The 15,091-nt window shown below is 47.9% G+C and carries 4 protein-coding genes (1 of these 4 cut by a window edge); all 4 read right to left on the bottom strand.

Going from position 1 to position 15,091, the window contains the following annotated elements; genetic code table 11:
• Positions 1-3 precede the first annotated feature (3 nt).
• Positions 4-8,985 (bottom strand): non-ribosomal peptide synthetase, encoded by an 8,982-nt coding sequence (locus HC643_RS02115; protein WP_167844607.1) that lies wholly within the window; start codon positions 8,983-8,985, stop codon positions 4-6.
• 123 nt (positions 8,986-9,108) lie between these two features.
• Positions 9,109-9,333, bottom strand: a complete 225-nt coding sequence (locus HC643_RS02110; protein ID WP_038092767.1) for an MbtH family protein — start codon at positions 9,331-9,333, stop codon at positions 9,109-9,111.
• A gap of 80 nt (positions 9,334-9,413) precedes the next feature.
• Positions 9,414-10,700, bottom strand: a complete 1,287-nt coding sequence (locus HC643_RS02105; RefSeq protein ID WP_050045146.1) for an MFS transporter — start codon at positions 10,698-10,700, stop codon at positions 9,414-9,416.
• Between the two features lie 94 nt (positions 10,701-10,794).
• On the bottom strand, positions 10,795-15,091 hold the final stretch of the coding sequence (locus tag HC643_RS02100; protein WP_167844606.1) for a non-ribosomal peptide synthase/polyketide synthase. It continues 8,216 nt past the right edge of the window; 4,297 of the gene's 12,513 nt are visible here — the last part of the coding sequence; the start codon falls outside the window, past its right edge; it ends in the stop codon at positions 10,795-10,797.

The raw sequence follows: 15,091 nt of genomic DNA, 5'->3' as shown, positions 1-15,091 counted from the left end.
TATTTATCTCAAGTTAAATTTAATATTAGCTTTCTGCTGCGGAGCCTCTAGGTAACCACTACGAATGTAGTATGACAAGTAAGTGCTCAGCAATTCTGCACTGACTGATGGACAGTTGATAGAGGTTCCCGCAAGCCCACTCAGCGTATTCTGACAGTCGAACGTTACTAAATCATTGGGTGCTGACTCTGCAAAAAAAGGTATTAATGGGTATAATGCATTGTCTGAGGAATGCTCTGCAACCTCAAGCAGACGTGCTCGCCATCGATCGTAGGAAATGACCTCAAGCGAGTAACCAAAAGACCACAGCCAAGTCATAACGTTGCTCCAAAGGGCTGGATGGGGATTAACCACATGAAAATTTTCCCCCAGAAATTTTTTTTGCCTTGATAAATAAACGATACATTTGCTTACATAGTCCACAGGAGTCAGGTCCATCACCATGTTGAAATCCGGAAAACTCCCAAGTTGAATACAACCTTTGAGCATTCTAAAGAGGAGGTCATTTGTATTAGAGGTTCCGGTTTGGCTGTGTCCTGATACTCTTCCTGGTCGATAAATACTCACAGGAAGTCCTCTAGAGCGTGCAATTGTGACTAACTTTTCCGCCACCCATTTACTCTGCTCGTAGCCACCTGCAAGATTACCACGATCTAAAGAGTCATTTTCTCGGAAGATATGCTCTTTAGACAAGCCTTCCTCCCAGGGGAAAACGGAAAAGGTAGAAATATAATGTAGGGATTTGAGTTTAATTTGGCTTGCCAATCTCAGGACTTCCTGAGTTCCAAGAACATTAGCTGCCTTCAGTTTCGGGTACGGGTCGATGAAATTAACTAATGCCCCATTATGATAAATGACATCTATCGTACTTGCTAATGTTTGAAACTGTCGCTCGTCTAAACCAAAAAGTGGTTGCGATAAATCGCCGGTAACTGAGATAATTCTGGAACTAAAACATTCATTCCAGAGTAAGTAGGATTGAAGATTTGCTTGGATCTTCTTTAAGCCTTGTTCCACATTAGAGGAGCGTACCAAGCAATAAATGTCAGCATCAGTCTGCTGTAGGAGTTCACTCAGTAGAAAAGCTCCCAGAAAACCTGTTGCCCCAGTTAGAAAGATGCGTGCTGGCTGTGCGCTCTGCTCAAAAGCTATGCCTTCCGGGCGGATTGTCTGATCCAAAACGGCTTCTGCATTGAGATCTCTGACAGATGTTGTGGCAGTAGCAGTCGGTTTGCAGTTACGAACATTATCAACCACTTCAGCCATTGCTGCAACTGTAGGTGTTTCAAGCAGGGCGTGTAAGGGCAATTCTAGTTTGAACGTATTTCGGACGCGGAAGACCAATTGAGTTGCTGTTAGGGAATGACCACCAAGGTCAAAGAAATTGTCATCAACACCAACTTGCTCGAGCCGAAGCACTTGAGTCCAGATTTCAGCGAGTACTTCCTCAGTTGGTGTGCGGGGAGCGACAAAAGTTGTTTTTAGTTCCGGTTGTGCCGACTCAGGGTTTGGTAGTGCCTTGCGGTCGAGTTTACCATTGGGTGTGAGTGGTAGGGCATCGAGCACCACGAAAGCACTCGGAAGCATATATTCCGGTAGCTTTTGTTTGAGGAAGGAGCGCAGGTCACTCATTGTGGGTACGAGATCTTGATGTGGGGTAATATAAGCTACTAAACGTTTGTCGTCCCCGATGTCTTCTTTGGCGATGACCGCAGTTTCTCGCACATTCGGGTGTTGGTTAAGTAAAGCTTCAATTTCCCCCAACTCGATCCGAAAGCCCCGTATTTTCACTTGTTCGTCAATTCGTCCCAGGTATTCCAAATTGCCATCTCTTTTGAAGCGAACCAAGTCCCCAGTTTTATACAAGCGTTCCCCAGCCTTATTAATAAAAGGGTTTTCAATGAACTTTTCAGATGTAAGTTGTGGTCGATTGAGATAACCACGAGCTAAGGATACACCACCGATGTGTAGTTCTCCAGGAACTCCCACAGGAACTGGCTGTAAGTGTTTGTCTAAAACGTAAAATTGCGTGTTGGCAATTGGGCGACCGATAGAGATGATGCTGTCAGCTGAAGAAGCACTGTTGAGAGTTTCCAGCTTGTGAGCAGCTGACCAAATGGTGGTTTCTGTAGGACCGTATAGATTCCACAGTTCAGTGCATCGTTCTAGCAACTGCTCGGCGAGTTCGCGCTTGAGTGCTTCACCGCCACAGAGAATTTTCAATTGCCTACTGTCGTGCCATCCTGATGCTAGAAGTAGCCGCCAAGTTGCTGGAGTAGCTTGCATAACTGTAGCACCGGAGGATGACAAACGCTTTAACAACTCGGTTCCATCAGTAGCAACTTCGCGGCTGACTACGACTATACTTGCGCCCACAATCAGCGGTAAGTACAATTCCAGTCCGGCAATATCAAAAGATAATGTGGTGACTGATAAAAGGATATCTCTCTGGCTCAGCCCTAGAGTCAGGTGCATGCTATTTAAGAAGTTAACCAAAGCACCATGCAGAATTTGAACTCCTTTTGGTTTGCCAGTGGAGCCGCTTGTGTAAATCACATAAGCCAAGTGTTCGGGTGTAACCTTGCTTTGAGAATTGCCTTCGCTTTCTCGAGCAATCTCTTGCCAGTCGGCATCCAAGCATACTACCTGAGCTTTAAGTTCTGGCAATGTTGCCATCAACCGCTCTTGGGTTAGCAGCACTGGCACACTGGCCTCTTCTAGCATAAATGCTAAGCGATCGCGCGGGTAGGCGGGGTCTAAAGGCACGTAAGCTCCACCCGCCTTAAGAATACCCAGAAGTCCCACGACCATGGACAACGAGCGTTCTACACACAGACCGACTAACACTTCTGGTTCCACACCTAATCTCTGTAGGTGGTGCGCCAATTGATTAGCTTTTGCGTTCAGTTCGCTGTAGGTGAGGCGTTGGTCTTCAAACACCACTGCCACCGCATTGGGTGTCTTCTGGACTTGTTGCTCAAACAATTCATGAATACACAAATGTTTTGGATAATCCGCCTGCGTATTGTTCCATTCGCTCAGTATTTGATTTTGTTCGGCGGCACTTAACATTTGCAGGTGCGATAGCTTTTGGTGGGGATTGGCGACGAGACCCTGTAGCAGAGAAAGGAAATGCCCCATCATCCGTGTGACAGTTGCACTTTCAAAACGTTGAGAATCGTAGATGAACCGCAACGACAATTGCACTCCGGGCTGGGCTATGACCGTCAATGGATAGTTAGTCCTCTCAAAGGTACGAACATCACTAATGTGCAAATTCTGCGAATGCTCCTGTAAAGCCGCATCTACCGGATAATTCTCAAACACCACGATGCTTTCAAACAACGGCAGCCCTGGCGGCACATCACTCAGCCGTTGAATCTCTACCAGTGGCGTGTACTCGTAAGTACTCATTTCCACCTGTAGCTTCTGTATCTGCTTGAGCTTTGGTAGAACTGTGTCCTCAGGAGACATTACCACCCGCATCGGCAGGGTATTGATAAACAGTCCAACTATCGATTCCACACCTTTGATGGCAGTTGTACGACCTGAGACAGTCACGCCGAAAACCACGTCGCTTTCGCCACTGTATCGTGACAGCAGTAAAGCCCAAGCTGCTTGTACTAAAGTGTTCAACGTCAGTTGATGCTGTCGTGCAAACGACACTAGAGCAGAAGTTGCTTGAGTTGATAGCTCAACAAAGTGCTCGCTGTAGCTTTGTTTCTTGGATGTATGGTGTGCTCTATCGACTACGAGTGGCGTTGGCGCTGTCACACCCTGGAGTGTTTGCTGCCAAAATTGTTCGGCAGTTTCCAACTTCTGCTTTTGTAACCAGGCAATGTACTCGCGGTAGGAACGACTTGGTGGCAGGAGTAACTCTTTCCCCACAGACAATGCTTGGTAATAGCCCAGCACTTCGGTGAATACCAACGGTAGTGACCACCCATCTAAAAGTATATGGTGATAACTCCACACAAATTGGTAGACATCCTCTGACATTTGAATCAGGCTCAGGCGCATCAGTGGTGCTTTGGTCAGTTGGAAGCCCCTGTGTTGGTCTTGTTCTATAAAACTCGCCAGTTGTTGCTGCTGCTCGTGTGGAGATAAACCGAGCCAAGAATGAATCTCTAGTGGTAGTTTCACCTGCCGATACACTACCTGTAGCGGCACATCTTGGCGTTCCCAAATGAAAGCAGTCCGCAAGACGACATGCCGCGCTACGACTTGCTGCCATGCTGCGTTAAAAGCCTCCACATTTAGAGCGCCTGTAAAAGTACAACTGAATTGCTGACAATACACCCCTGATTGTGAAGCATAAAGGGTGTGGAACAGCATCCCCTGCTGCACTGAGGATAATGGATAAATATCGGCAAGATTTTGCCAATTGGTTTTGCCAATCCCTTGCCTTGGCACAACGTTGCTCAACATTTGCTCGAGTTCAACATCGTTGAGTCGTGCGAGGGGAAAATCGCTTGGAGTATAACCACCAGCCTCAGGAGCCAAGCAGTGAGCAATTAGCCCGCGCAACGCTTGCAAAAACTCGTGAGCTAGACGCTCAATGGTGCTGGAGTGATGTAAGTTCTCACTGTAAGTCCAATCCAGGCGCAACTGAGAGCCGAAGATAATGCTATTAACCTCAAGTAGATGGCTGCGGTGGTTGAGGGGGCTGCGGCTAGGACCGCTCGATTCGTTGGCAAGTTTGAACAGTGCTGATGTTTGTAGCACCAAGTCAAATTGACCTAAATGGTTGAAGACGATCTGGGCTGGTCGAGAATGAGTGAGTTGGGCGATGGTTTCTTTGTCATCAAGTAGATAGCGCAACCAGCCATAGCTTATCCCTTGTTGCGGAATGCGACGCAGTTGCTCTTTAATTGACTTTAACGCTTCTCCTGGAGTATTTGTAGCATATTGTAGCACAACGGGAAAGATAGTGGTAAACCATCCCACCGTGCGCGAGATATTCACCCGATCCAATATCTCTTCGCGTCCGTGTCCTTCCAAGTTGAACAGCACGTGAGTTGATTGTGTCCAATCAGATAACACCTGCACTAAGGCTGTGAGCAATACGTCGTTGATTTGGGTGTTGTACGCTTTTGGTACCTCTTGCAGTAATGCACGGGTTTCTTCAACTGACAACGACATCGACACTGTGCGTGCGGATGCCTCGGTGTTTGCACCAGAAGGATAGTCGAGTGGGATGTTTGCCACTGGCTCAAGTGATTGTAAGAGCCAAAAATCGCACTGGCGTTGCAAATCGAGCGATTGTACGTACTCCCACTGCAGTTGCGCCCAATCTTTGAATGATGTGGTTTTGGCTGGTAGTTGTATCGCCCTACCCGCACTCAGTTGCGAGTAGGCAACTTGCAAATCTTCTAACAAAATCCGCCATGACACCCCATCCACTGCCAAGTGATGGATGACTACCAACAGTCTTGAGTTTAACTCACCACCGAGATTGAACCATGCTACTCGCACCAGTAGTCCGCTTGACAAATTTAAACTCCCTTGGAGTTGAGCCGCTTTTGCTTCAATGGCAACTTGTTGTTGAGCTTGTGGAACTGTAGATAAATCTACGATCGCCAATGGCACCTTATCATCCACAGGGGCATTGATTTGTTGCCAACCAGAATCGGTTTTCTCAAAACGCAAGCGCAAAGCATCATGATGCACTAACAACTCCCGCACCACTTGCTCTAAAAGATGTGGCTGTATACCCTGTGGCATTTCCAGCAGTACTGCTTGGTTCCAGTGTGCTGGGGCGCTGAAATTCTCAAGGAAAAACCACTGCTGAATCGGTGTCAGTGGCAATGTGCCGCTCACCACACCTTGTTGCGCCGTAATTGCCTCAGTTGTTCCTACGACTGTTGCCAACTCAGCAATCGTTTGATACTCAAACATCTGCTTGGCACTCAGTTGTATGCCGACACTGTTGGCTTTGGCAATGATTTGCAGACTGAGAATCGAATCGCCACCGAGTTCAAAGAAGTTGTCATGGATGCCCACCAACTCAATGCCCAACACCGATGCCCAAATGTTTGCCAGTCTTTCTTCAGTCGGTGTTCGCGGGGCGACAAAACTGCGGTCGAGTTCGGGTTGCCAAGATGGTTTGGGTAGTGCTTTCCGGTCGAGTTTACCATTGGGTGTGAGTGGTAGGGCATCAAGTACCATGAAAGCACTTGGAAGCATATATTCTGGCAACTTTTGTTTGAGGAAAGCACGCAACTCGCCGATCGTGGGTGCGGATTGTTCATTTGCTACTAAGTATGCGACCAAACGTTGAGCGCCCACCATCTCTTGTGTGGCGATGACTACAGTTTGTTGCACGTTTGGGTGTTGGCTCAGTACCGCCTCAATTTCGCCCAACTCAATGCGGAAGCCACGGATCTTCACCTGATGGTCGATGCGTCCGATGTATTCGATGTTGCCATCAGCTTTGTAGCGGACTAAATCTCCAGTTTTATAAAGGCGTTCGCCTTTGCCCACAAACGGGTTGGGAACAAATTTTTCTGCCGTTAACTCCGGACGGTTGAGGTATCCTCGTGCTAAACCCACACCAGAGATGTGCAACTCGCCAGCCACACCCACTGGTACTGGTTGATTGTAGCGATCGAGGATGTAAATTTGTGTATTGGCGATCGGGCGACCAATCGGCACACTCAATAGTTCGCTGTCTTGTTGGCATTGCCAATATGTCACGTCTATTGCTGCTTCTGTTGGTCCATAGAGATTGTGCAAACTGCATCCGAGCCGTGCAAAAAAGCTGTCTTGCAGTTCTTTTGGTAGTGCTTCGCCACTACAAAATACTTGCCGCAAGCTCGTGCAACTTTCCAGATTCTGTTCTTCTAAGAATACCCGTAGCATTGAGGGGACGAAATGCAGTGTGGTAATTTGGTGTTGGGCAATGAGCTTTACCAGATAAGCACTGTCGCGGTGTCCTCCTGGTTGCGCCACCACCAAACTTGCTCCAGTCATTAATGGCCAAAAGAATTCCCACACCGACACATCAAAGCTGAAGGGGGTTTTCTGTAAGACGCGATCGCCCTGTGCAATTTGATAAGCTTGCTGCATCCATAGCAGGCGATTGCAAACTCCTTGATGAGTGTTCATCGCTCCTTTTGGCTTACCTGTAGATCCCGAAGTGTAAATCGTATAAGCGAGGTGATGGGGTAACACTCCTGAGCGTGTATTTTCTGTGCTAAAGTGAGCGAGCGCTTGCCAGTCTGTATCCAAACATACCAAGTGTGCCTGCTGGTGTGCCAGTGAGGCTACGAATTTTTCCTGGGTCAACAGCACCTTAACGTGGCTGTCTTCGAGCATATATGTCAAACGTTCTGGCGGATACTCTGAGTCTAAAGGCACATATGCTCCACCTGCTTTGAGAATGCCCAGCAATCCTACAACCATGGACACCGATCGCTCTAGACACACACCGACCAACACTTCCGGTCCCACTCCCAATGAGACTAGGTAGTGCGCCAATTGATTAGCTCTTGTGTTCAACTCACAGTAGGTGAGGCGTTGGTCTTCAAACACTACTGCCACCGCATTGGGTGTCTTCTGGACTTGTTGCTCAAACAAAGTATGCAGACACAAATCTTGGGGATAATTTGCTTGAGTTTTGTTCCATTCGCTCAGTATTTGATTTTGTTCGGCGGCACTTAACAGTGGTATGCACGACAGCTTTTGGTTGGGATTGGCGACTAAACCCTGTAGCAGAGAAAGGAAATGCCCCATCATCCGTGTGACAGTTGCACTATCAAAACGCTGAGAATCGTAGATGAACCGCAACGACAATTGCACTCCGGGCTGGGCTATGAGAGTGAGTGGATAGTTGTTCCTCTCAAAAGCACGAACATCACTAACGTGCAAATTCTGTGAATGCTCTTGTAAAGCCGCATCTACCGGATAATTCTCAAACACCACGATGCTTTCAAACAACGGCAGCCCTCTGGGCATATCACTCATCTGTTGAATCTCTACCAGTGGCGTGTACTCGTAAGTACTCATTTCCACCTGTAGCTTCTGTATCTGCTTGAGCTTTGGTAGAACTGTGTCCTCAGGAGACACTCCCACCCGCATTGGCAGGGTATTGATAAATAGCCCAACTATGGACTCCACACCTTTGATGGCAGTTGTACGACCTGAGACAGTCACGCCGAAAACCACGTCGCTTTCGCCACTGTATCGTGATAGCAGTAAAGCCCAAGCTGCTTGCACTAAGGTGTTCAACGTCAGTTGATGCTGTCGTGCAAACGACACTAGAGCAAAAGTTGCTGGAGTTGATAGCGTAAGACAATGCTCGCTGTAGCTTTGTTCCAAAGACTTGCTGTGGTGAGGTTTATCGACTCCCAGGGGTGTTGGTGTACTCACCCCGTGAAGTGTTTGTCGCCAGAATTGTTCGGCAACTTCCAATTTCTGCTTCTGTAACCAAGCAATGTACTCGCGGTAGGAACGACTTGGTGGCAGTTGTAACTCTTGCCCCAAAGACAACGCTTGGTAATAGCCCAGCACTTCTTTAAGTACCAAAGGCAGCGACCACCCATCTAGAAGTATATGGTGATAACTCCATACAAAGTGGTAGACATCCTCTGACATTTGAATCAGGCTCAGGCGCATCAGTGGTGCTTTGGTCAGTTGAAAGCCGTGCTGGCAATCCGACGCTAGAAAGTCTTGTAGCTGCTGTTGCTGTTCATCCGGAGATAGTGCCAGCCAAGAATGGATCTCTAGTGGTAGTTTCACCTGTCGGTACACCACCTGTAGCGGCACATCTTCGCGTTCCCAAATGAAAGCAGTTCGCAAGACGACATGCCGTGCTACGACTTGCTGCCATGCTGCGTTAAAAGCCTCCACATCTAGAGAGCCTGTAAAAGTACAACTGAATTGCTGACAATACACCCCAGAAGAAGGAGCGTAAAGGGTGTGGAACAGCATCCCCTGCTGCGTTGGGGATAGTTGATAAATATCTTTAACGTTATTCTTTTTCATTTAACGTTTATCTTAAGTTAAATTTAATATTTAGTACAAAATTGCACAAGTTCGCAGTTGCGCTTTAGCGCTAAAGCGCAACTACAGGTTTTTATTGCGATACGAATTTATCAAATGTAGTACTTAGCTTGATTGTGCTAATTTTTCCATTTGCTGACGCAAGCTAAGTGGTCTCATATCAGTCCATACTTCCTTGATGTAATCTAGGCATTCTGCCTTTGTCCCGCTTTTACCAACATCTTTCCAACCCAAAGCATTTTCCCGCTCGCTCGGCCAAATTGAGTACTGTTGTTCGTGATTGACAACAACTTTGTAGATAGTTTTGTCTTCAAGGTCATTCCAATTCATAATCACTCCAAAAAAATTGACAGTTAGTTTGCTTGTTTCAGCACTGTGTACGCTATTGACTTGCATGCACAGGCAGTTATTTAGTAGGAGATAACATTTGGGATATCCGATTCTACCCGTCGCAAGCGTGGAGAAAGATAGCTAGTAACAATTGCTGCTATCAAGAGCATTCCCATGATGATGAATAGCAAGCCAATGCCACGTCCCGGTCCGACACCAATTATCTTTCCAACACTTCCAGCTAATGGTCCATTAACGGTAAGCAGTGGCTCAAACACACGGTCAGCTAGTGGTCCAGCAACTAGGTAAGCAAGCAGCAGGGATAAATTAATCAGCATTCGGTTGACAGCAAAGACTCTTGCCCGCACATCAGACGCAATTTTGCTCTGAAAAATGGCTTGCCTGGAACTGACAACGATCGGCAGACTGAAAAAGTGAACGAAAATGGCAACAGTACACAACACAACATCACGACGTAACCCAGCTAGCAGCATGCATAACCCACCTAATAGCATAAACCCGAGTACGTTATAGATGCGACGCTTCCCTCCACCCCAAGTGCTGATGAATGCTGTGCCAAGTATCATGCCGCTGCCACCGATGGACAGCATCGTGCCAAGTACGGTGGTCGAGGTAAAGGAAAGGAACAGCGGTGTCGATAGCACAACAGCAATTCCCTCAACAAAATGGTAGATACAGTTAAGAATTAATAACCAAAACAACCCAGGGCGAGTTGTGATATAATTCCACCCTACCAAGCTATCTTTCCACACAAAGTTTTTCGACACTTCGGCTTTTGTTGTAGTTCCAGGTTTGGGTAACCGAACGAGCAAGAGCATCACAAGGCAGAAAACAAAGCTAATTCCGTCAAGTATGAGGACACCTTGAATCTGAATGGTTACTAGCAGAAAGCCTCCTAGCACTGGCGAAATTAGCTGTGCAATAGCTAACCCTAGTTGGAACATTCCATTGGCACGAACTAAATGCTGCGGTGGTACAATCTGTGCGATCGTCGCATCATAAGCAGGCCACTGCAAGGCGTTGAAAGCGGAACTAGCAGTTGTAGCGACGTAGATATGCCAAAGTTCAAGATGTCCAATGAAAAGTAGCAGTGTCATCGAAAGGATGCTCAACCCAGCTCCGCAATTGCCTAAAATCATTAGCCAGCGCCTGTTCCACCGATCGCCAAGCGCACCCGCAAGCGGGGAGATGATGATGTTTGGTAGCATAGTTAGCACAGAAATCAGCGCAAACTGAGTAACTGAGTTGGTATTTTTGTAGACCCATAAACTTAAGGCAAAGCCAGTTAAGCCAGAGCCAAGGAGGGATACCAGTTGTCCAAACCAAAGGATGATAAAGGTCTGCATTTTTTGGTTACTTAATTATCTGCCCGTGCCTGCGTAATGCAGCGTTTCATATGTTCTGCCAGAACTTGGTCGTTTGGTGTGCCTAGTTATTTTTTTAGCTTTCTATCTCCTCCAGTTGTGCAAATAAGTCGTCAAGGTCTGTTTGGCTTAAGCCTGCTGCGGGAAAATCAGTAGGAGTATAACCGCCAGCCTCAGGAGCCAAGCAATGATTTATCAACCCGCGCAAGGCTTGCAAAAACTCGTGTGCGATCCGCTCGATGGTGCTGGAGTGGTGTAAGTTCTGACTGTAGGTCCAATCCACGCGCAACTGAGAGTCAAAGATAATGCTATTGACCTCAAGCAGATGAGTGCGGTGATTCAGGGGACTGCGGCTCGGACCAGTTGATTCGTTGGCAAGTTGGAAAATCTCACTTGTCTGTAGCACCGAGTCAAATTGACCCAAATGGTTGAAGACGATTTCGGCTGGTCTTTGGGCAGAGAGTTGGGCGATAGTTTCTTTGTCATCAAGGAGATAGCGCAACCAGCCATAGCTTATCCCTTGTTGCGGAATGCGACGCAGTTGCTCTTTAACAGACTTTAACGCCTCTCCAGAAACGTCTGTAGTATGATGTAATACTACCGGAAAGATAGTAGTAAACCATCCCACCGTGCGCGAGATATTAATATTTTCCAAAATCTCTTCGCGTCCGTGTCCTTCCAAGTTGAACAGCACGTGGGTGGATTGCGTCCAATGAGCTAACACCTGCACCAAGGCTGTGAGTAACACGTCGTTGATTTGGGTGTTGTAAGCTTGTGGCACTTCTTGGAGTAATGCACGGGTTTCTTCAACTGACAGCGACATCGACACTGTACGTGCGGATGCTTCGGTGTTTGCACCGCCTAGATAGTCAACTGGGATGTTTGCTACTGGCTGGTGCGATTGCACCAGCCAAAAATCGTACTGGCGTTGCAGGTTTTGCGATTGTACGTACTCCCACTGCAATTGTGCCCAATCTTTAAACGATGTGGTTTTGGCAGGCAGTTGTATCGCCCTACCAGTACTCAGTTGCCCGTAGGCAACTTGCAAATCTTCCAACAAAATCCGCCACGACACCCCATCCACTGCCAAGTGGTGAACGACCACCAACACTCTTGAGTTTAACTCCTCGCCGAGATTGAACCATGCCACTTGCACGAGTGGTCCGCTTGCTAAATCTAAACTCGCTTGGAGTTCGGCGGCTTTTGCTTCGATTGCAGCGACTTGTTGAGCTTGTGGGAGTGCGGATAAATCTACCATCGTAAATGGCACCGTCTCATCCACAAGGGCATTGATTTGTTGCCAACCAGAATCGGTTTTCTCAAAACGCAAGCGCAAGGCATCATGATGCACTAACAACTCCCGCACCACTGGCTCTAAAAGGTGTGGCTGTATCCCCTGTGGCATTTCCAGCAGTACTGCTTGGTTCCAGTGTGCCGATACGGCAAAATTCTTCTCGAAGAACCACTGCTGAATCGGTGTCAGTGGTAGTACCCCGCTCACCACACCTTGTTGTGCCGTAATTGCCCCTGTTGTGTCGGCGACTGCTGCCAACTCAGCAATTGTTTGATACTCAAACATCTGCTTGGCACTCAGTTGCACCCCAGCATTACTGGCTTTGGCAATGATTTGCAGACTGAGAATCGAATCGCCACCGAGTTCAAAGAAGTTGTCATGGATTCCCACCGACTCCACAGCCAACACCGATGCCCAAATGTTTGCCAGTGTTTCTTCGATTGGTGTTCTCGGCGCAACAAAGCGGTGCGAGAGTTCCGCTTGCCAAGATGGTTTGGGTAGTGCTTTGCGGTCTAATTTGCCATTGGGCGTGAGTGGTAGGGCATCGAGCACCATGAAAGCACTTGGTACCATGTATTCTGGCAACTTTTGTTTGAGGAACGCTCGCAACTCGCTGATTGTGGGTGCGGGTTGCTGATTTGCCACCAGGTATGCCACCAACCGCGTCGCCCCTACCATCTCTTGTGTGGCGATGACCACAACTTGTCGCACATTTGGGTGTTGGCTCAGTACCGCCTCAATTTCTCCCAACTCGATGCGGAAGCCGCGCACTTTCACCTGATGGTCTATCCTACCAATGTACCCAATGTTACCATCTGGTAAATATCGAGCGAGGTCTCCAGTTTTGTAAAGGCGTTGATTCGATTTGTCCGTGGCAAATGGATTGGACACAAATTTTTCTGCTGTCAACTCCGGACGGTTGAGGTAGCCTCTTGCTAAACCCTCTCCAGAGAGATACAACTCGCCCGCCACACCGATTGGTACTGGTTGCATCTGAGCATCCAGTATATACACTTGTGTATTGGCAATTGGTCGCCCAATTGAGGGTTCCTCAGTTGCGCCTTTTTCCACCAAGGCAAATGTCGAGTAAGTGGTGTCTTCCGAGGGCCCGTAGAGATTGAATACCTGTTGGATGTTATCAAGCTGATAAATCTTCTGCACGAGTTGATTTTGCAGCGCCTCACCCGCCAAGTTCACCGTTTGCACAGTGGCTGGTATGCCATTGATGCGATGTAATTCCGCGATCGCACTCGGTACGGTGTTGATTAAGGTCACCTCATCAGATGCAGCTAAATTGGGTAGATGCAAAGCATTTTGGGCTAACACAATCTTGCCACCGCAACTCAGGGGCACAAACAACTCGAACACCGAAAGGTCAAAGCAAATTGAGGTAGAAGCCAGAACCCCCGCACACTGCTGTGGCGTAAACACTTCTTGCGCCCATTGTACCAAGGTGACCGGGCTGTGGTGGCAGATGGCCACTCCCTTGGGGTTACCTGTAGAGCCAGAAGTGTAGATGACGTATGCTAAGTTGTCTGGTGTGACTGAGGTGGCACAATTGTCCGGGCTGTATTGGGCAATCTCCGACCAGTCGGTATCCAAAGCTACCACACGGGCTTGGTGTGCGGGTAACTTCGCGAGCAATTGCGCTTGTGTCAGTAGCACCGACACCTGCGAATCCGACAGCATGTAACTCAAGCGTCCACTCGGGTATGCTGGGTCTAGAGGCACGTAAGCCCCACCTGCCTTGAGTATGCCCAGCAATCCTACCACCATGTCTACTGAGCGCTCGACACACACCCCCACAAACACTTCCGGTCCCACGCCCAATGAGAGTAAATAGTGTGCCAATTGATTGGCTTTTGCGTTCAGTTCGCTGTAGGTGAGCCGTTGCTCTTCATATACCAGTGCCTCCGCATTCGGTGTTCTCTCAACTTGCTGCTCAAACAAAGCGTGCAGACACACATTTTGGGGGTAAACCGCTTCGGTTTTGTTCCATTCCACCAAATACTGGTGCAGTTCCCTCGCTCCTAACAGTGGTAGTTCTGATAGCTTTTGGTTGGGATTGGCGACTAGACCCTGTAGCAGAGTTTGGAAATGCCCCATCATTCTTGTGACACTCTCACTCTCAAAGCGCTGAGAATCGTAGATGAAGCGCAACGACAATTCCACTCCGGGCTGAGCGATAAGAGTGAGTGGATAGTTAGTCCTTTCAAAGGTACGAACATCACCGATCTGTAAGTTTTGTGAGTGCTCCTCTAAAGCCGCATCTACCGGATAATTCTCAAATACCACAATGCTTTCAAACAACGGCAGCCCTTTCGGCACATCACTCCAGCCCTGAATCTGTAGCAGTGGGGTGTACTCGTAAGCACTCATTTCCACCTGTAGCTTTTGTATCTGCTTGAGCTTTGGTAGAATTGTGTCCTCATGAGAGACTTCCACCCGCATTGGTAGGGTATTGATAAATAGTCCAACTATCGACTCCACACCTTTGATAGCTGGGGAACGACCCGAGACAATTACGCCGAACACCACATCAGTTTCTCCACTGTATCGTGAGAGCAGTAAAGCCCAAGCTGCTTGTACTAAGGTGTTCAACGTCAGTTGATGCTGTCGTGCGAACGACACCAGCGCGGAAGTTGTTTCACTTGATAGTGTCAGAATTTCCTCGCTGTAGCTTTGTGGCTCGGATACGTAGTGTGTATCGACGACGAGTGGCGTTGGTGCTGTTATGCCGTGAAGTGTTTGCCGCCAAAATTGTTCGGCAACTTCCAAGTTTTGCTTTTGTAACCAGGCAATGTACTTGCGGTAAGAACGACTTGATGGCAGTTGTAACTCTTGCCCCACCGACAATGCTTGATAATAGCCCAGCACTTCCTTAAATACCAACGGCAGCGACCACCCATCTAGCAAGATGTGATGATAACTCCAGATAAACTGGTAGACATCATCAGACATTTGAATCAGGGTCAGACGCATCAGTGGTGCTTTAGACAGTTGAAAACCAAGTTTTCGATCTTGTTCTATGAAACTCACCAATTGTTGCTGCTGTTGTTCGCTCGTTAGCCCAGTCCAA

It is taken from the genome of Tolypothrix bouteillei VB521301, from assembly GCF_000760695.4.
GTDB lineage: Bacteria > Cyanobacteriota > Cyanobacteriia > Cyanobacteriales > Nostocaceae > Scytonema > Scytonema bouteillei_A.
This window is presented reverse-complemented; position numbering and strand designations above follow the sequence as displayed.

Coding starts and splice junctions, on each gene's coding strand:
- HC643_RS02105 (WP_050045146.1), bottom strand. CDS start 10,700: ATGCAGACCTTTATCATCCTTTGGTTTGGACAACTGGTATCCCTCCTT.
- HC643_RS02110 (WP_038092767.1), bottom strand. CDS start 9,333: ATGAATTGGAATGACCTTGAAGACAAAACTATCTACAAAGTTGTTGTC.
- HC643_RS02115 (WP_167844607.1), bottom strand. CDS start 8,985: ATGAAAAAGAATAACGTTAAAGATATTTATCAACTATCCCCAACGCAG.